General features: G+C 74.9%; 20 protein-coding genes and 1 riboswitch. Of the genes, 11 read left to right on the top strand and 9 right to left on the bottom strand.

The window, feature by feature from the left end:
* Nucleotides 1–11: 11 nt before the first annotated feature.
* Entirely contained in the window at nucleotides 12–353 is a 342-nt protein-coding gene (locus tag LPA42_RS20440; RefSeq protein WP_043966812.1) for an antibiotic biosynthesis monooxygenase, read from the bottom strand.
* 28 nt (nucleotides 354–381) lie between these two features.
* Here LPA42_RS20440 and LPA42_RS20435 point away from each other — a divergent pair, with 28 nt between their 5' ends.
* From LPA42_RS20435 to LPA42_RS20400, 8 genes are all read left to right on the top strand, one after another.
* Nucleotides 382–639: a DUF6703 family protein gene (locus LPA42_RS20435; RefSeq protein WP_043966811.1), complete on the top strand. Its 258-nt coding sequence runs from the start codon at nucleotides 382–384 to the stop codon at nucleotides 637–639.
* A 103-nt stretch (nucleotides 640–742) separates the two neighbouring features.
* Nucleotides 743–1,711: a metal ABC transporter substrate-binding protein gene (locus LPA42_RS20430; RefSeq protein ID WP_077938771.1), complete on the top strand. Its 969-nt coding sequence runs from the start codon at nucleotides 743–745 to the stop codon at nucleotides 1,709–1,711.
* Nucleotides 1,708–2,469: a metal ABC transporter ATP-binding protein gene (locus LPA42_RS20425; RefSeq protein ID WP_077938770.1), complete on the top strand. Its 762-nt coding sequence runs from the start codon at nucleotides 1,708–1,710 to the stop codon at nucleotides 2,467–2,469. Before LPA42_RS20430 ends, LPA42_RS20425 begins: the two co-directional genes overlap by 4 nt.
* 2 nt (nucleotides 2,470–2,471) lie before the next feature.
* The gene (locus LPA42_RS20420; protein ID WP_043966808.1) at nucleotides 2,472–3,338 is read left to right on the top strand and encodes a metal ABC transporter permease; all 867 of its coding nucleotides are present in this window, start codon (nucleotides 2,472–2,474) and stop codon (nucleotides 3,336–3,338) included.
* A 43-nt stretch (nucleotides 3,339–3,381) separates the two neighbouring features.
* Entirely contained in the window at nucleotides 3,382–3,681 is a 300-nt protein-coding gene (locus LPA42_RS20415; RefSeq protein WP_043966807.1) for a metalloregulator ArsR/SmtB family transcription factor, read from the top strand.
* Nucleotides 3,678–4,073: a Fur family transcriptional regulator gene (locus tag LPA42_RS20410; RefSeq protein WP_043966806.1), complete on the top strand. Its 396-nt coding sequence runs from the start codon at nucleotides 3,678–3,680 to the stop codon at nucleotides 4,071–4,073. Before LPA42_RS20415 ends, LPA42_RS20410 begins: the two co-directional genes overlap by 4 nt.
* A gap of 48 nt (nucleotides 4,074–4,121) precedes the next feature.
* Nucleotides 4,122–4,727 carry a hypothetical protein gene (locus LPA42_RS20405; protein WP_077938774.1) on the top strand — a complete coding sequence of 202 codons (606 nt, stop codon included), beginning with the start codon at nucleotides 4,122–4,124 and terminating at the stop codon, nucleotides 4,725–4,727.
* 583 nt (nucleotides 4,728–5,310) lie between these two features.
* A complete protein-coding gene (locus LPA42_RS20400) occupies nucleotides 5,311–6,753 on the top strand; it encodes a cellulose binding domain-containing protein (protein WP_077938769.1) in 1,443 nt (480 codons plus the stop codon).
* Between the two features lie 9 nt (nucleotides 6,754–6,762).
* On the opposite strand, the gene LPA42_RS20395 is transcribed toward LPA42_RS20400, so the two are convergent.
* Complete coding sequence (locus LPA42_RS20395; RefSeq protein ID WP_077938768.1) at nucleotides 6,763–8,019, bottom strand: cellulose binding domain-containing protein; 1,257 nt, start codon at nucleotides 8,017–8,019, stop codon at nucleotides 6,763–6,765.
* A gap of 91 nt (nucleotides 8,020–8,110) precedes the next feature.
* On the opposite strand from LPA42_RS20395, the gene LPA42_RS20390 reads away from it, so the two are divergent.
* Nucleotides 8,111–8,281, top strand: a complete 171-nt coding sequence (locus LPA42_RS20390) for a hypothetical protein (protein ID WP_176734065.1) — start codon at nucleotides 8,111–8,113, stop codon at nucleotides 8,279–8,281.
* A gap of 12 nt (nucleotides 8,282–8,293) precedes the next feature.
* On the opposite strand, the gene LPA42_RS20385 is transcribed toward LPA42_RS20390, so the two are convergent.
* From LPA42_RS20385 to LPA42_RS20355, 7 genes are all read right to left on the bottom strand, one after another.
* Complete coding sequence (locus LPA42_RS20385; RefSeq protein ID WP_077938773.1) at nucleotides 8,294–10,213, bottom strand: acyl-CoA dehydrogenase family protein; 1,920 nt, start codon at nucleotides 10,211–10,213, stop codon at nucleotides 8,294–8,296.
* A 277-nt stretch (nucleotides 10,214–10,490) separates the two neighbouring features.
* Nucleotides 10,491–10,994, bottom strand: coding sequence for a DUF6328 family protein (locus tag LPA42_RS20380; protein WP_077938767.1), 504 nt, complete (start codon nucleotides 10,992–10,994; stop codon nucleotides 10,491–10,493).
* Nucleotides 10,995–11,138: 144 nt separating this feature from the next.
* Entirely contained in the window at nucleotides 11,139–11,888 is a 750-nt protein-coding gene (locus LPA42_RS20375) for a sugar isomerase domain-containing protein (RefSeq protein WP_077938766.1), read from the bottom strand.
* Nucleotides 11,885–12,760: an aminoglycoside N(3)-acetyltransferase gene (locus LPA42_RS20370; RefSeq protein WP_077938765.1), complete on the bottom strand. Its 876-nt coding sequence runs from the start codon at nucleotides 12,758–12,760 to the stop codon at nucleotides 11,885–11,887. Before LPA42_RS20370 ends, LPA42_RS20375 begins: the two co-directional genes overlap by 4 nt.
* The gene (locus LPA42_RS20365; protein ID WP_077938772.1) at nucleotides 12,757–13,587 is read right to left on the bottom strand and encodes an alpha/beta fold hydrolase; all 831 of its coding nucleotides are present in this window, start codon (nucleotides 13,585–13,587) and stop codon (nucleotides 12,757–12,759) included. Before LPA42_RS20365 ends, LPA42_RS20370 begins: the two co-directional genes overlap by 4 nt.
* A gap of 29 nt (nucleotides 13,588–13,616) precedes the next feature.
* Nucleotides 13,617–14,378, bottom strand: a complete 762-nt coding sequence (locus tag LPA42_RS20360; protein ID WP_077938764.1) for a TIGR03943 family protein — start codon at nucleotides 14,376–14,378, stop codon at nucleotides 13,617–13,619.
* Nucleotides 14,375–15,316: a permease gene (locus tag LPA42_RS20355; protein WP_198956652.1), complete on the bottom strand. Its 942-nt coding sequence runs from the start codon at nucleotides 15,314–15,316 to the stop codon at nucleotides 14,375–14,377. Before LPA42_RS20355 ends, LPA42_RS20360 begins: the two co-directional genes overlap by 4 nt.
* Before the next feature lie 322 nt (nucleotides 15,317–15,638).
* Nucleotides 15,639–15,744: riboswitch (TPP riboswitch) on the top strand.
* Nucleotides 15,745–15,813: 69 nt separating this feature from the next.
* Here LPA42_RS20355 and LPA42_RS20350 point away from each other — a divergent pair.
* Together LPA42_RS20350 and LPA42_RS20345 are read left to right on the top strand one after the other, a co-directional pair.
* On the top strand, nucleotides 15,814–16,404 hold the full coding sequence (locus tag LPA42_RS20350) for an ECF transporter S component (RefSeq protein WP_043966802.1): 591 nt from the start codon (nucleotides 15,814–15,816) through the stop codon (nucleotides 16,402–16,404).
* A gap of 102 nt (nucleotides 16,405–16,506) precedes the next feature.
* Nucleotides 16,507–17,949 carry an ABC transporter ATP-binding protein gene (locus tag LPA42_RS20345; RefSeq protein ID WP_228986775.1) on the top strand — a complete coding sequence of 481 codons (1,443 nt, stop codon included), beginning with the start codon at nucleotides 16,507–16,509 and terminating at the stop codon, nucleotides 17,947–17,949.
* Nucleotides 17,950–17,979: the final 30 nt, after the last annotated feature.

Below are 17,979 nucleotides of genomic sequence, written 5' to 3'. Positions count from 1 at the left end.
TGCCCGGCGGCTCAGCGCAGCGGATCAGCGGCCCGATCACTGGGGTTGACCTCCACGGCGCCGCCGGGGGCCGCGCCGGCCAGCGTCTCGTACGCGGACGGCTCGTCCAGCGACTCGGCCAGCAGCGGCGTGGCGTGCACCTTCACGTCGAACCCGCCGAGCGCCCGCCGGTACGTCCCGACGGACTCCCACTCGGTGACCAGGCACCAGTGGCGGGGGTCGTCCAGGGCCCGCAGCAGCTCCCCGCGCAGGTAGCCGGGGCGGGCGGCGAGCGCGGCGAGGGCGGCGTGCGCGCGTTCGGTGAACGCGGGGGCGACGTCCTCGTCGATCACGAACCGGTTGGTGACCAGCACCCGGGATCCTCCTCGTAGAGTCTGTGGGATGCAGCGTACGCAGCGCTCCCTGCCGCTCCGGCTGGCCCGGGCGAACCCGACGACGGTCTTCCTCGCGGCCCTGGTGCTGGTGCTGGTGGGGCTGTTCGCCCCGGGGGTGCTCGGCGGGGCGCTGCTGCTGGTGCTCGCCGCCGCGCTGGTGGCGCTGCTGGTCACCACCTGGCCGGTGCAGTCCCCGGCGACCCGGGTGATCCGGCTGGTGATGCTGACCCTGCTGGTGGCCGTGGCGTTGGCGAAGCTGCTCTGAGCCGCCCTGCCGCCGACAGCGGAGTCGGCACTAGCAGAAGAGCCACTCGCATGCAAGCATGCGTTTTTGACAATCAATTTCGTTATCGCGGAGAGTTGGGGGCATGATGCTCCGCCGCCCCACCGTACGTGTCCTGGCCGCCGCGACCGCCCTGGTCGCGCTCGGTGCCGCCACCGCCTGCTCCGACGACGGCACGACCGGCGCCGACCCGCAGCGGGTCGACGTGGCCGCCGCCTTCTACCCGCTGCAGTTCGTCGCCGAGCGGGTCGGCGGCGACGCGGTCCGGGTCACCAACCTGACCAAGCCCGGTGCCGAGCCGCACGACCTGGAGCTCACCCCGAGCCAGGTCGGCGAGGTCAACCAGGCCGAGCTGGTCGTCTACCTCAAGGGCTTCCAGCCGGCCGTGGACGAGGCGATCGCGCAGAGCGGCGGCGACCGGGCCTTCGACGTGGCCGGGGTGCAGCCACTGCTGGCCGCGAGCGCGGGCGGGCACGACCACGAGGGCGAGGGCGCGGGCCAGCAGGAGCACGCCGACGAGGAGGACACCGGCGGCAGGGACCCCCACCTGTGGCTCGACCCGACCCGGCTGGCCGGCGTCGCCGACCAGCTCGCCGAGCGGCTCGGCAAGGCCGACCCGGAGCACGCCGCCGACTACACCGCGCGGGCGAAGACCCTGCGCGCCGAGCTGGAGAAGCTGGACGCCGACTTCGCCGCCGGGCTGAAGACCTGCCAGCGGCGGGAGATCGTGGTGAGCCACACCGCCTTCGGCTACCTGGCCGAGCGCTACCAGCTCGAACAGGTCGGCATCACCGGGCTCACCCCGGAGACCGAGCCGTCCCCGCAGCGCCTCGCCGAGGTGGCGAAGGAGGCCAGGGAGCACGGCGCGACCACGATCTTCTTCGAGACCCTCGTCAGCCCGAAGGTCGCCGAGACCATCGCCCGCGAGGTCGGCGCGAAGACGGCGGTGCTCGACCCGCTGGAGGGGCTGTCGGCCGACGGCGGCGGGCAGGACTACCTTTCGGTGATGCGCACCAACCTGCAGACCCTGAGGACGGCGTTGAGCTGCTCGTGACCGAACCTGTCATCACCGTCGCGCACGGGGTGGTCGGCTACGACGGCCGCCCCGTGCTGCGGGACGTCTCCCTCGCCGTCGACACCGGCGAGGTCGTCGCCATTCTCGGCGCCAACGGCTCCGGCAAGTCCACCCTGATCCGCGCGGTGCTCGGGCTGGTCCCGCTGCACTCCGGGTCCGTCGCGCTGTTCGGCACCCCGCTGCGGCGGTTCCGGCAGTGGAAACGCATCGGGTACGTCCCGCAGCGGCTCGGCGCGGGCGGCGGGGTCCCCGCCACGGTCCGCGAGGTGGTCGCCTCCGGCCGGCTGGCCCGCCGGGGCGTGCTGCGCCCGCCGGGGCGGGCCGACCGGGTGGCGGTCGACGCCGCGCTGGCGTCGGTGGGCCTGGCCGACCGGGCCGGCGACCCGGTGGCCACCCTCTCCGGCGGGCAGCAGCAGCGCACCCTGATCGCCCGGGCGCTGGCCGGCGAGCCGGAGCTGCTGGTCCTCGACGAGCCGACCGCCGGGGTCGACGCGGCCAGCCAGGAGGCGTTCGCGGGGGCGCTGCGCGGCTTCCTCGACGGCGGCGGGACGGTGCTGCTGGTCGCCCACGAGCTTGGGCCGCTGCGCCCGCTGATCAGCCGCGCCGTGGTGGTGCACCAGGGCGGGATCGCGCACGACGGGGCGGTCCCCGAACCGGCCGGGCACCACGCCGACCCCGACCACGACCACGTGCACCCGCACGCACCCGACGAGCCCGCAGGGCTGTGGAGCAGTTGAGCATGGAGCTTTTCCAGTACCCGTACATGCAGCGGGCCCTGATCGGCGCGCTGGTCATCGGCCTGGCCGCTCCGGCGCTCGGCATCTACCTGGTGCAGCGCCGGCTGGCGCTGATCGGCGACGGGGTGGGGCACGTGGCGCTGACCGGGGTCGGCGCGGGGCTGCTGCTCAACCGCTCCCCCGTGCTGGTGGCGGTGGTCGTGGCGACGCTCGGCGCGGTCGCCATCGAGCTGGTCCGGGCCCGGGGCCGCACCTCCGGCGACCTCGCGCTGGCGCTGCTGTTCTACGGCGGCATCGCCGGCGGGGTGATGCTGGTGGGGCTCTCCGACGCCACCAGCGCCAACCTCAACGCGTACCTGTTCGGGTCGCTGACCACCATCTCGCCGCAGGATCTGACCACCATCGTGGTGCTCGGGGCGGCGATCCTGGTCACCATGCTGGCGCTGCGCCCGGCGCTGTTCGCGGTCTGCCACGACGAGGAGTACGCCCGGGTCGCCGGCCTGCCGGTGCGGGCGCTGAACCTGCTGCTGGCGGTCGGCACCGCGGTCACCGTGACGATCGCCATGCGGGCCGTGGGGGTGCTGTTGATCAGCGCGCTGATGGTGGTCCCGGTGGCCACCGCCCAGCAGGTCACCCGGGGGTTCCGCGCCACGATGACGGCGGCCATGGCGCTCGGGCTGTTCGCCGCCGGCTCCGGCGTGTGGGTGGCCGCCAACGCCGACACCGCGCCCGGGGCGTCCGTGGTGCTGCTGGCGATCGCCTCCTTCCTCGCGGTGGCGGTCGTCGCGGCGGCCTGGCGGGCACTGCGCCGCCGACGCGCGGAGGCCGGCACGCCGGCCCCGGAACCCCACGAGGTGGTACTTCGTTGATCCTGCGCCCCGGCGTGTCGGCGGGATTGGTTACCGTTATCCAGTGACCAGCGGATCAGGGTACGAGGCCTACGAGGGCGCCGGTGAGCTGCTGCGCGCGCTCTCGGCCCCCATCCGACTGGCGATCGTGAGCGAGCTGGCGCAGGGTGAACGGTGCGTGCACGAGCTGGTGGAGAAGCTCGGGGCCGCCCAGCCGCTGGTCTCCCAGCACCTGCGGGTGCTGCGCGGGGCCGGCGTGGTCCGGGGCTCCCGGCGTGGCCGCGAGATCGCGTACGCGTTGGTCGACGAGCACGTCGCGCACATCGTGGCCGACGCGGTCAGTCACGCCGGGGAGGCATCATGAGCGAAGGCACCGCCGTCCGGAACACCCGGCAACGCTCCGCGGTGAGCGCGCTGCTGGGTGAGGTGGAGGGCTTCCACAGCGCGCAGGACCTGCACGCCATGCTCCGCGAGCGCGGCGAGCGGGTGGGGCTGACCACCGTCTACCGCACGCTGCAGGGGCTGGCCGACGCGGGTGAGATCGACGTGATGCGCCCGCCGGGCGGCGAGCACCTCTACCGGCGGTGCAGCGAGGGCCACCACCACCACCTGGTCTGCCGGGTCTGCGGCCGCACGGTCGAGGTCGCGGGGCCGACCGTGGAGGCCTGGGCGGAGCGGGTGGCGGCGCAGCACGGGTACGCCGACGTCAGCCACACCCTGGAGATCTTCGGCACCTGCCCGGCCTGCACCGGCTGACAATTCCGACCCGTGCCCAGCCGGGGCGACCGTGGCACGCTGTGCGGCGTGAAAATCTACGCCGATCGCTTCCCGACCGCCGCCCGTCAGTTGCTCACCGACCTGCTCGTCCTCGCCTGGGTGTACGCCGCGATCCGCTTCGCCCTCTGGGTGCACGACCTGGTGGAGAAGCTCGCCGTACCGGGGCAGAAGCTGGAGGGGGCCGGCGGCGGCCTGGCCGACAACCTGGCCGAGGCCGGCGGCAAGGTCGGCCGGGTGCCGCTGGTCGGCGACGAGCTGACCGCCCCGTTCACGAAGGCCGCCGAGGCGGCGCGGGCCGTCGCCGAGGCGGGCCGCGACCAGCAGGAGCTGGTCGGTCAGCTCGCGCTGGCGCTCAGCATCGCCGTGCTGGTCTTCCCGCTCGGCCTGGTGCTGTTCGGCTGGCTGCCGCTGCGGCTGCGCTGGATGCGCCGGGCCGCCTCGGCGAAGGCGCTGGCCACCGGCCCCGCCGGCCGGGACCTGCTGGCCCTGCGGGCGCTGGCCGGACAGCCGCTGGGGAAGCTGGCCCGGATCGCCCCGGACGTGGCCGAGGCGTGGCGGCGCGGCGACGACGCCACCGTCGACGCGCTCGCGGCGCTGGAGCTGCGCCGACTAGGCCTGCGCACGGGCCGCTGACCGGCCCGGCCTGCCGGACCTGCCGGAGCGCACCGGCGAACGTGGGGCCTGCCGGGCCCGCCGGAGCGCACTGGCGGGCGTCGGACGGACCGGCGGGCCTGCCGGTCGCACCGGCGCGCGTAGGGTCTGCCCCGCCGCGCCGACGTCCGGCGGCACGTGACGCCACGTGACTCGCCGCCCCGACGCCGCCGCCCCCTCCACCCCCTTTGCTCTGCACCCACATGCGCAGCACTCACGCAGCGCGACCACACGCCGCTCCGTCGGCACGGTCCGCGATCTTGCCGAGTGGCTGCTCAAACCAGGTGCTGCGTGGATGGGTGCAGAGCAAAGGGGGCGACGAGACGTGTCGGGGGCGGCAAGGTCGTGACGCAGGGTCAGGCCGACCGGCGGCCTCGGAGAAGCCACGACCGTGACGCAGGGCAACCGGCACGCGGGCCAGCCCGCCAGCGCCGCCACGACCGTCTCGTCTGCCGCGCCCGCCGTGGTTGTGCGCACCAGAGGAAGAGGATTAGATAGGCGTCGATACGTGCGCCTTGGGGTGCCTGCCCTACGCCGGTTCCGGGGTGCCGGGAGGGAGCGACCCATGTCCGTGTCTCGCAGGCGGTCGATCGTCGCGGCCGGCGCCGTCGGCGTGGTGGCGATGCTCGCCGCCACGCTCCTCGGGCTGCCGCCGGCACGGGCGGCGACCGGTGACGGCTCGCCCACGGACCCGAACATCGCGTTCGTCGGCCGCTGGGACAAGAGCAACAGCACCGCGTACGTGCCGAACTGGGCCGGGGCCTACCTGAAGACCGGGTTCACCGGCACCACGGTCAAGCTGCGGCAACGCCGCACCATCGACCTCTACTACAGCATCGACGGGGCCGACTTCACGTACCTGACCAACGTCAGCGGGACCGTCAACCTGACCCCCGCCCCGCTGCGCGCCGGCAACCACACGCTGCTGGTGTCGTACCGGGTGGTCGGCGGCTCGTACACCGGGGACGCGGTGTTCCAGGGGCTGACCCTCGACGCGGGCGCGACCACCCTGCCGACCCCGGTGCGGCCCCGGCTGATCGAGTTCGTCGGCGACTCCATCACGCTGGGCACCACGTCGTCGCGGGTGGCGCTGACCGCGTACGGCTGGCTGACCGGCGAGCAGCTCGGCACCGAGCACACCCAGCTCGGCTACGGCGGGGGTTGCCTGGTGGCCACCGCCGACGGCTGCGTCAGCGTGGCCGCGCAGTTCCTCAAGACCGGGTACGCCGCCACCAGCCCGAACTGGGACTTCAACCGCTACCAGGCCGACGCCGTCGTGATCAACCTGGGCACCAACGACCGCGGCCACGGGGTGAGCGGCGCGGACTTCCAGAGCCAGTACGCCACGTTCATCCGTACCGTGCGGGGGAAGTACCCGCGCGCGGCGATCTTCGCGCTGCGTACCTTCAGCGGCCGGTACGCCGCGGAGACCGCCGCCGCCGTCGCGACGGTGACCGGCGGCGGCGACCGCAACGTGTTCTACGTGGACACCACCGGGTGGCTGCCGGCCGACGGGCTGAGCGACTCGGTGCACCCGAACGACGCCGGTCACCGGGCGATCGCGGCGCGGCTCGCCCCGATCGTCGCCGCGAAGCTGGGCACCACCCCGACGCCCGGCACGACCACCCCGCCCGCCACCACCCCGCCGGCCACGACCCCGCCGGCCACCACGCCGCCGGCGGGCACGACCGGCTGCTCCGTCGGGTACGCGGTCACCGGCCAGTGGCAGGGCGGCTTCCAGGGCGAGGTCACCGTCCGCAACACCGGGACCGCGCCGGTCGACGGCTGGACGGTGCAGTGGACGTTCGCCGACGGCCAGCGGATCAGCCAGGCGTGGAACGCGAGCTACGCGCAGAGCGGCGGCACCGTGCGGGCGACCAACGCCAGCTGGAACGGCACGATCGCGGCCGGCGCGACGGTGAGCTTCGGCTTCCTGGCCGACGCCCCCGGCGCGAACACCCGGCCGACCGCGTTCACCCTCAACGGCGCCGCCTGCGCGCTCTCCTGACCGCTCGCGTCAGCGCAGGTAGGCCGCCAGGCCGATCTGCTGGTCGCGCAGCGCGGTGGCGACCACGCCGGCGATCTGCCGGGCACCCGCCGCCTCGAAGTGCGTGTGGTCGTTGCAGAAGAACGCGCCCACCGCACCCGAGCCGTAGTCGCCGTTGTTCGGGCACAGCCCGAGCCGGTTGTAGAGCGTGTAGCTCAGCCGGTGCAGGTCGATGACCGGTACGTCGTTGGCCGCGCCCGCGTCGAACGTCTCGGTGAGGAAGCCCCGGTTGCCGACGGCGGTGCTGCCCGAGCAGGTGATCGCGGCGGCCGGGGTGAGGAAGACCGGGCGCGCGCCGCGCTGCTTGGCCGCGTTGGCCATCACGCCGAGCAGCTGCTTGTACCGCGCGGAGCCGACGTGCCGGTTGCAGTTGGGGTCGCCGTCGTTGATGCCGAACTGGATGAACAGGTAGTCGCCGGCCTTCATCCCGGTGCCGGAGTTCAGCATGGCCTGCCAGCGGGTCGAGTACGTCTCCGGGCTGACCACGCACTCGCCGGCCGAGTTCTTCGTGGTGGTGACGTTCGGGTCGTACAGCCAGGTCTGGATGCTGCGCCCGCCGACCGCGCTGTTCACCACGGTCGCGTTGGCGTTGAGGTACTGGCCGAACTGGTTGCCCCAGCCGACCGGGCAGGCACCGCTGGAGGACGGGTTGGCGACCGTGGAGTCGCCGGCCAGCCAGACGGTGACGGGGGCCTGCGTGGAGGGCGTCGGGGTCGGCGTACGGGACGGGGTGGCCGACGGCGACGACGGGGTGGACGGCGGCGCGCACGGCGTGGCGGTCGGCGCGCCGGTGCACGGCAGCCCGTTGAGCGAGAACGCCGTCGGCACCGGGTTGGCGGTGGTCCACGCGCCGTTGAAGCCGAAGCTGACGCTGGCGTTGGTGCCGATGGAGCCGTTGTAGCCGGCGTCCCTCGCGCTGACCGCCGACCCGCTCTGGGTGACGGTGGCGTTCCACGCCTGGGTGACCCGCTGCCCGGTGGCGAAGGACCAGGTGAGCGTCCAGCCGGAGACCGGGTCGCCGAGGTTCGTGATCGTGACGTCCGCGCCGAAGCCGCCCTGCCACTCGCTGGTGACCTTGTAGTCGACCCGGCAGCCGGTGGCCGCTGCGGTGGCGGCCCCGGCCGCGACGGCCACCCCGCCCGCCAGGACAGCCAGCGCGATCGCGACCACCCCGACGGCACGCCGATACGCCGCGCCCCACTTATTGATTGATGAGATTCGATTCATACGCGCATGCTACCCGGCCGTGCCCGCCGCCCGGCCCAGCTCGGCGGCCGACCGCCGGCCGGCCGCCGAGCCGCTCGTCTAGGGTGGGGCGGTGCTCTACTTCCTGATCGTCGTCGCCGTGCTGCTGCTGGCGTACGCCGCCGTGCTGGTGAGCTTCGTCAAGCGGGGCCGCAAGATCCCGCCGCAGGCGTACCTGGTGCTGGCGCTGCTCAACGGGCTCATCCTGGCGGCCGTGCTGGCCTGGGCGATCGCTTCCCGCTGACCGGCCCGCCTTTCACTCCGGCGGGATGCGGCGGCGGACGTCGTCGGCGGTGGACGGGCCCGGCGTCCAGCGGGCCACCCAGGGCAGGTCGGCCGGCGGCGTGATCACCCCGTCCTCCAGGGCGGCGTACCGACCGGCGAGGATCCGCCGCGCCGCCGCCACGTCGACCGAGTCGGTGTTGGCCCACAGGCCCGTGAACAGGGCGTCGACCCGCAGCCGCGCCTGGCGGCAGAACAGGTCGGCCAGCTCGACGTTCTCCGGGCGGGTGTCCTTCTCCGCGTACGCCCGGACGCAGACCGCGCTCATCGCGAACAGCTCCGCGCCGATGTCCACCACCCGGCCGAGGAACGCCTGCTTGCGCTCCATCTTCCCCTGCCAGCGGGACATCGCGTAGAACGTCGACCGGGCCAGCTTGCGGCTGTACCGCTCTACCTGGCGCAGGTGCCCGGCGAGCGGGCCGAACTCCGCGTACGCCGTCGGGGTCTGCCCCCGGCCGACGGCGAGGGTCGGCAGCCACCGCGCGTAGAACGCGCCCGCCCGCGCGCCGGCCTTCGCCTTGCGGCCGAGCCCGGCGTCCGGGTCGATGATGTCGCCGGCCACGGACAGGTGGGCGTCGACGGCCTCGCGGGCGATCAGCAGGTGCATGATCTCGGTGGAGCCCTCGAAGATGCGGTTGATCCGCAGGTCCCGCAGCATCTGCTCGACCGCCGCCGGGCGCTCGCCCCGGGCGGCCAGGGAGTCGGCGGTCTCGTAGCCGCGCCCGCCCCGGATCTGGATCAGCTCGTCGCCGATCTTCCAGGCCATCTCGCTGGCGTACAGCTTGACCAGCGCCGCCTCGATCCGGATGTCGTTGCGGTCGTCGTCGGCGAGCAGGCAGCACAGGTCGAGCATCGTCTCCATGCCGTACGTGGTGGCGGCGACGAAGGCGAGCTTCTGGGCCACCGCCTCGTGCTCGCCCACCGGCCGGCCCCACTGGACGCGGTCGGCGGCCCACTCCCGGGCCACGTTCAGCGACCACTTGCCCGCGCCGACGCACATCGCCGGCAGCGAGAGCCGCCCCGTGTTGAGGGTGGTCAGGGCGATCTTGAGGCCCTTGCCCTCGCCGCCGATGACGTTCTCGGCCGGCACGAACACGTCGTGGAACCGGGTGAGGCTGTTCTCCAGGCCGCGCAGACCGGTGAACTCGTTGCGCCGCTCCACGGTGATGCCCTCGGCGTCGCCGTCGACGACGAACGCGGTGATCCCGCCGCGCCGCCCCTGCGTCGCCGGCACCCGGGCCATCACCACCAGCAGCGTGGCCACGGTGCCGTTGGTGGCCCAGAGCTTCACCCCGTTGAGCCGGTAGCCGGTGCCGTCGGCGGTCGGCTCGGCGGTGGTCGCCAGCCGCGCCGGGTCGGAGCCGACGTCGGGCTCGGTGAGCAGGAACGCCGACACCTCGCCGGCGGCGAGCCGGGGCAGGAAGCGCTGCTTCTGCTCGGCGGTGCCGAACATCTTGAGCGGCTGCGGCACGCCGATCGACTGGTGCGCCGACAGCAGCGCGCCGATCGCCGGGCTGACCGAGCCGGCCAGCATCAGCGCCCGGCAGTAGTGCAGGTTGCTCAGCCCGAGCCCGCCGTACTTCCGGTCGATCTTCATGCCGAACGCGCCGAGCCGGGCCAGGCCCCGGAACACCTCGTCGGGGATGCGGGCGTCCCGCTCGATCGCCGCGCCGTCGACCTCGGCGGCCAGGTACGCGCGCAGCCGTCCCAGGAACTCCTCGGCGCGGGCGTCCTCGGCCGGATCGGCGCGCGGCCACGGGTGGATCAGGTCGAGCCGGAACCGCCCGAGGAACAGTTCCTTGCCGAAGCTGGGCCGGTCCCAGGCCGACTCGCGGGCCGCCTCGGCGACCTGCCGGGCCTCCTTCTCGGACACCTGCCCGGCCTCCGCCGGCAGCGGCCCGGTGCTTCCCTGGGCCGGCGTCGGGCCGGCGTCGTCCGCCGCCGCGCTCGCCTGCGCCGGCTGCGGGCCGGCGCCCGGCGTGGCTCCCTCCGCCGGGTCGGGCGCGGGTCGGCTGTTCTGCGTCGTGGTCACGGCTGCCTCCTCGAACCTCGGTCCGGATGCGTCGACGTGCTCGACTCACAAGCGACGCTACCCCCGGTTGTTACCCAGGGGTAGCGTCGCGTGCACTTCGGATTTCCGACAGCGTCGCCGCTGGTCGCAGCGGGCGCGGTCAGTCGCCCGTCAGCGTCTGCGGGTCGTCATCGTCGTCGTCGATGTCGTCCTCGCCCCAGTTGCGGCGGGCGAACGGCAGGAAGACCCAGAAGGTCAGGAACCACACGGCGGTGACCGCGGTGAGCACGAACGCGATGCCCCGGTCCAGCACGAAGTCGGTGATCAGCAGGACCGCGCTGACCATCGAGACGAGCATGAAGCCGAGCCCGCCGCTGGCCATCCGGTGGGCGAAGCGGACCAGCTCCGGCTTGCGGCCCTGCCGGAACAGCGCCCGGTGGAAGGCCACCGGGGAGATGATCATCGCGGTGGCGGCGGCGGCCGACAGCAGCGCGACGATGTAGACGTCCTTCTGGAAGTCGCTGGTCCTGGTGAAACCGTTGCTGAACGGCAGCGTCAGCAGGAACGCGAAGAGGATCTGCACACCGGTCTGCGCGACCCGCAGCTCCTGGAGCAGGTCGGCGAAGTTGCGCTGCCAGCGCTGCCGCTCGGTTTCCTTGGACACGCGTTACCTCCGGGGGCGACGGTACTGCCGGCGGGTGCGGCCCGCCGGCAGCATCGCCATTGCCCGATCGGATCGACGACGAAACCCATTCACGCCCGCGCCCGCGCGGGACGGCGGGGCGCGGCCGGGCCCGATCGGAAGCGGTCACGCCCCCCGGCGGATCCGGCCCGCGTACCGGGCCTCCAGGGCGTCGTTGTGCGCGTCGCCGCCGGCGATGTTGGCCGACAGGTAGACCGGGGGCGGCTCCCCCGCCGCGAGCAGCCGGGCCACCACCTCGACGGTGACCTGCTGCGCGAGCAGGGCCGCCGTGATCGAGGAGACCGCGCCGACCGCGCCGCCGCCGGGCAGCGGCAGGGTCGCGTCGCCGTACGGTGCGCCGTTGTCCAGCACCACGTCGGCGAAGTCGGCCAGCTTGCGCCCCGACGGGTGCCGGGACGCCATCCGCGCCGAGTGCTGCGCCGACGTGATGGCGACCAGTCGGTGCCCCCGCCCGGTCACCAGCGCCGCGAACTCCACGATCGCCCCGTTGACCCCGGAGTTGGAGGCCACCACGAACACGTCGGACGGGTGGACCGGGGCCAGCTCGTAGAGGCGGTGGGCCACCGCCGGATCCCGCTCCAGCAGCGGGCCCAGGACGTCGACCGGGGCCCCGCCGCGCAGCACCACGTCGCGCAGCGCGATCCGGTTGGTCGGCACCAGGCCGCCGGCCCGGCCGGCGATCTCCATGGCGAGGGCCTCGGAGTGGCCCGTGCCGAACGCGTGGACCACCCCGTCGGCGCGCAGCGCGTCGGCGATCAGGTCGGCCGCCCGGCCCACCGCCTCCCGCTGGCTGGCCGACACCCGGCCGATCGTCTCCGTCACCACCGCCAGGTAGTCCTCGGCGCTGACCGTCATGCGTCGTCCTCCGTCCCCCGGCTGCCGTCCGGCGTCTCGCCGGTCCCGTCGGTCCTTGTCCGGCCGCCGGCCACCGTTGCCCGGTGGCGGGCCAGCCAGTCCACCGCGAAGTCGACCGCGGCCCGCTGGCGCATCAGCCGCCCCGTCCCGTCGCCGACCGGGCCGACCCGCACCGCGCCGGTCGCCTCCAGCGCCGCCCCGAGCCGGGGGAAGTCGCTCTCGTCGAGCACGATGTCGTCCCACCCCGCCCAGCGCCGGCCGCCGTCCGGGGTGCGCACCGCCGCGCCCTCCCGTCGCCTCGGTGGGGCGGGCTGCCGGTATTCGGCCAGGTGCAGCGACGTGTTCGAGTCGTGGCCGACGCCGAGCAGCAGCACGTCGGCGTCGGCGTCGTAGAGCCGGCCCAGCGGCGAGTCCTCGCCGAGCATGCCGGCCAGCCGGTGCCCGGCCACGATCCGCTCGGCGGCGGGCCCGAGGGCGGCGAAGGAGACCTGCGGGTGGTCGCTGCGCCGGGCACCCGGCCAGCCCCGGACGGTCTCGGCCAGCGCCCCCATGAACCGGCTCGGGGTGACCGCCGGGTCGAAGCCGGGCGTCTCGGCCCGGATCACCGGCCACCACTGCGCCGGCACCGGCGGGTTGGTCCATTCGGCCGGGTCGCTGTTCTCCGGCGTGTGGGTGGGCACCACGACCGTGCCCCGCTCGCCGAGCACGTCGCGCAGCGCGAGCGCCACCGCCTGCGCGCCGCCGCAGACGAACCCGAGCGCCTTCAGCCCGGCGTGCACGAGCACCACCGTGCCCGGGCGTACCCCCAGGTCGGTGAGCTGCGCGGCGAGCGAGGCGCGGGTGTGCGGCCGGGCGGCCGGTGCCGGCGTCATCGGGCCGTGGCCGTGCGGGCCAGGATCGCCTCGGCCAGCGGGCCGGGTGCGGCGTCGGGGATCCAGTGCGACACCCCGGCCAGCGTGACGGGGCGGTAGTCGCCGGTCACGTGGGCGGCGCAGGCCCGGGCGGCGACCCGGCCGACCGCCGTGTCCCGGTCGCTCCACACGTACGTGGTCGGCACCGACACCGGCCCGACCGCCGCGAGGTCCTTTCCGGACATCGCGCGGTACCAGTTCAGGGCGGCGGTCAGCGCGCCCGGGGCGCGCATCGGGTCGGCGTACCGGGCGACCCGGGCGGCGTCGCCGATGCCGCCGAGCAGCCGGCGCAGGGCGACGGCCCGGAACGCCAGCAGCACCTTCTCGGCCTTGCCGGGCTTGCGGAACAGCGCCATGTACGACGAGCGGGCCTTCTGCTCGGTGTCGGTGGCCAGCGCGTGGGCCATCGCGGCGGGGTGCGGGACCGACACGGCGGTGAGGGTGCGCACCCGGTCGGGGTGGGCGGCGGCCAGTCCCCAGGCGACGATCGCGCCCCAGTCGTGCCCCACCACGTGGGCCGCGTCGACGCCCAGCGCGTCGAGCACCGCCGCCGCGTCGGCGACCACCTCGGGAATGCGGTACGCCTCGGCCTCCGCCGGCCGGGCGCCGGGCGAGTAGCCGCGCTGGTCGAGCGCGTACGTGCGCAGCCCAGCGGCGTGCAGCGCCGGCGTGACCTCGTCCCACTCGCCGCTGTGCTGGGGGAAACCGTGCAGCAGCAGCACCGGCTCGCCGTCGGCCGGCCCGCCGGCGTGCACCTCGAACGTCAACCCTCGCGCGTCGACCCGCATGATCGGCAGCCTACCCAGGCCGGGGCCGGTCACTCGTACTGGTTTCTCGGGGCGGGCACCTCCCGCCAGGACTCCACGGCGAGGTAGGGGATCTCGGCGTCGTTGACCGGGTCCCGCCCGACCCGGTCGCTGTAGCGGCCGGTGACCTCGACCCAGGTGTCGGGCGGCAGGCCCAGGGGCACGTCGCCGGTCATGCCCAGCTTGACGGGGCGGCCGTCGGCGGCGCAGCAGGAGAGCACCATTCGGGCCAGGATCGGCTGCCCGTCGGGGCCGGGCGCGATGAACCCGGTGAGCCGGACCCGCCGCTCGCCGATCGACGCGCCCCGCTCGAACAGGGCCCGGGAGGCGTAGTCGAGGACGGTGACCGGGGCCGGGTCGCCCGGCGGCAGCGGCGGGTAGTCCGACTGCTGCTGGCCGGCGAGCGCGGTGCCGGCCTGGCCCACCGCGTACGAGCCGAGGGCCGGCGGGGCGACCAGCAGCAGCCCGAGCACGGGCAGCAGGAGCAGCCAGCCGACGCGCGGCCCGTGGTGGCCGTGCCCGTGCCCGTCGTCGTCCTCCGCGTGCCCGCCCGTCCCGGGCCCGTCGTCGGCCCCGTGGGCGTCGCCGCGCGGCGTGGGGCGCAGGTCGTACCACAGGGTCATGACGGCGGCGGCGATCAGCACGAGCCCGGCGGCGATCAGGAACGGCCGCAGCCCCTCCTTGACGTAGCGCAGGTAGAGGTCGGTGACGCTGGCCCGGACCACCGCGCCGCCGAGCAGCAGCAGGACGACGGCCTGCGCCTGCCGGTTCACAGCAGCACCGCCCCGGCGAGGCTGGCCACCCCGACGGCGACCACGAACGTCGCCGGGGCGAACCGGACCGCGAACCGGCGGCCGAAGACGCCGGCCTGCATCGAGATCAGCTTGAGATCGACCATCGGACCGACCACCAGGAAGACGAGACGGGAGGTGAGGGAGAACTGCGACAGCGACGCCGCGACGAAGGCGTCGGCCTCCGAGCAGATGGACAGCAGCACGGCGAGCACGGCCAGGGCGAGCACCGACAGCACCGGCTTGTCGGCCAGGGTCTGCAGCCAGCGCTCCGGCACCAGCACGTTGATGCTGGCGGCGGCCATCGCGCCGACGACCAGGAAGCCCCCGGCGTGCACGACGTCGTGCCGCACGGCCGCCCAGAAGGCCGCGCCGCGCGACGCCCCGTCCAGCTCGGGCCGGCGCGGCAGCCGGATCCAGTCGGCGCGGCCGAGCCGCAGCCAGAGCCACCCCATGACCATGGCGACGACCAGGCTGGCCACCGCCCGGCCGAGCACCATCTCCGGTGCGCCGGGGAAGGCGACGGCGGTCGCGGCGAGCACGACCGGGTTGACCGCCGGGGCGGCGAGCAGGAACGCCAGGGCCGCCGCCGGGGTGACGCCGCGCCGGATCAGCGACCCGGCGATCGGCACCGAACCGCACTCGCAGCCGGGCAGCACCACGCCGGCGGCGCTGGCCACCGGCACCGCGAGGGCCGGGTGCCGGGGCAGCGCCCGGGCCCAGAACGAGCGCGGCACGAAGACCGCGATCACCGCCGAGAGCAGCACCCCGAAGACGAGGAACGGCACGGCCTGCACCAGCACCGAGACGAAGACCGTCGTCCAGGTCTGCAGCCGGGGCGCGGACAGCGCGTCGGCCAGCGGCGCGCGGAACACGATCAGGAGGACCAGCAGCGCGGCCAGCACCTCGACCGAGCCGATCCGGCCGCCGAGCGACCGTCGCGGCCCGCCCGACGCCGCCTCCCCCTGGGGTACGTCCGGCCCGTCCCCGCCGCCCGGCCCCGTCGCCGGGGCCCGCCCGTCGGGGCCGGCGGGCGGCGCGGAGCTGTCGGTCGTCGACGCCACGGTCTGCTCCCTGGAGGCGGGTGAGGTTCGGCGGCGCGACACTATCGCGCCCAGCGGGCCGGGTCGATGGACGACGCCGAAACGGCGGTGACCGGGTTCCGGGATCCTCCCTCGTGAGCTGCGGAAAGATCACTTTGCCCGGTGATCTTCCCGGGTGTTAGCGTCGGGGAGACAACTTCACATCCGACAGGGGAGCGCACAGCGCTGAGAGTGCGGGCACCGCCCGCAGACCCTCGAACCTGATCTGGGTAATGCCAGCGCAGGGAGTTCGGTCGACCTCCAGCCGCGTCGACGTCCGGTGCACCGGGCGCGGCGTGCGTCTTCTCCTGGTTCGTCAAGGACTGGGAGCCACCATGAACCACACCGACAGCAACCGCTGGCGCACGATCGACATCGTGGTCGCCTCGGTGATCGCCGTCGCCTTCGGCGTCATCTTCTGGGCCTGGGGCCTGGTCTGGAGCGCCACCGAGGGGGCGTTCGCGTTCTTCCCGCCCGCGCAGACCCTGCTCTACGGGGTCTGGCTGATGCCGGCCGTGCTCGGCGGCCTGGTGATCCGCAAGCCGGGCGCGGCCCTGTACTGCGAGACCGTCGCCGCCGTCCTGTCCGCCCTGCTGGGCAGCCAGTGGGCCGGCACGGTGATCCCGCAGGGCATGGTCCAGGGCCTCGGCGCGGAGCTGGCGTTCGCCGCGTTCCGCTACCGCTCCTTCCGGCTGCCGACCGCGCTGCTCGCCGGGGCGCTCACCGGCGTCGGCGCCGCCCTGTTCGACTTCCTCGTGTGGAACGCCGAGTACGACCTGACCGGCTACCGCCTCCCGTACGCCCTGCTCACCGTGGTGAGCGCCACGATCATCGCGGGCGCGGGCGCGTGGGCCCTCCTGCGCGCCCTGCTCACCACGGGCGCCCTGGACCGCTTCCCCGCCGCCCGCGCCCGCACCCCGATCTAGCGCGCGGTTCCACATGTCGATCAAGAGGTTTGCGTCAGCCGAGCGCGCTCTCCTGACGCGAACCTCTTGATCACCGACGGCGGGCGGAGGGGGCGGGGAGGCATGGCGGTACGGGCGCGGGTGGTGTTGCGGGGGTTCGGGTGGCGGCACGCCGGGCGGCGGGCCTGGGCGGTGCGCGGGGTGGACCTGAGCGTCGAGGCCGGCGAGCGGGTGCTGCTGCTGGGGCCCTCCGGGGCCGGCAAGAGCACGCTGCTGGCCGCGCTGGCCGGGCTGCTGTCCGACGACTCGGGCGAGCAGGAGGGCACCGTCGAGGTCGACGGCGTCGACCCCCGCGCCGACCGGGACCGGGTCGGCATCGTCTTCCAGGACCCGGAGAGCCAGCTCGTGATGGCCCGCTGCGGCGACGACGTCGCGTTCGGGCTGGAGAACCGGGGCGTGCCCGCCGGTGAGATCTGGCCCCGGGTGGACGAGGCGCTGCGCCGGGTCGGCTTCCCGTACGACCGGGACCGCCCGACCGCCGCCCTCTCCGGCGGCGAGCAGCAGCGGCTCGCGCTGGCCGGGGCGCTCGCCCCGCGGCCGGGGCTGCTGCTGCTCGACGAGCCGACCGCCAACCTCGACCCGGCCGGGGCGGCGCTGGTCCGCCGGGCCGTGGCCGACGCCGTCACCGCCGACACCGCGCTGGTCCTGGTCGAGCACCGGGTCGCCGAGGCGCTGCCGCTGGTCGACCGGGTGGTGGTGCTGGAGCCGGGCGGCGGCGTCCGCGCCGACGGGCCGCCGGAGGCCGTCTTCGCCGCACACGGCGACGCGCTCGCCGCCGAGGGGGTCTGGGTGCCCGGCCGGACGGTGCCGCCCCGGCGGGCCACCGCCGCCTGCGGCGCGGCGCTGCTCACCGCCGACGGGGCCGGCCTGCCGCCCCGCCTCGCCCCGACCGACCTGGCGGTACGCGCCGGCGAGGCGCTCGCCGTCCTCGGCCCGAACGGTGCGGGCAAGTCGACGCTGGCGCTGCTGCTCGGCGGCCTGCTGCGGCCCGGGGCGGGGCGGATCGAGGCGACCCGGGAACTGGCCGGGCGGGACGCCGCCACCGCGCCGCACCGCTGGCGGGCGCCCGCCCTGGCCCGCCGGATCGGGTCGGTCTTCCAGGACCCGGAGCACCAGTTCGTCACCGGCACGGTCTACGACGAGCTGGCCCTCGGGCCGCGCCGCACCGGCCACGGCGAGGCCGCCGTCCGGGCCACCGTGGACGGGCTGCTGGACCGGCTGCGCCTGGCGCGGCTGGCGCGCGCGAACCCGTACACCCTCTCGGGTGGGGAGGCGCGGCGGCTGAGCGTGGCGACGGCCCTGGCCACCGCGCCCCGCCTGCTGGTCTGCGACGAGCCCACCTTCGGCCAGGACCGGCGCACCTGGCTGGAGCTGGTGGACCTGTTCGCCGAGCTGCGCGACGGCGGGCACGGCGTCGTCGCCGTCACCCACGACGCGGACTTCGTGGCGGCCCTGGCCGACCGGCGGCTCACCCTGACCCGCGACCCGGCCGCGGTGGCGGCGTGACCGGCACCGGGCACCGACGGGCGGTGGCAG

The organism is Micromonospora sp. DH13, assembly GCF_020873825.1.
Taxonomy (GTDB): Bacteria; Actinomycetota; Actinomycetes; order Mycobacteriales; family Micromonosporaceae; genus Micromonospora; species Micromonospora haikouensis.
This window is presented reverse-complemented; position numbering and strand designations above follow the sequence as displayed.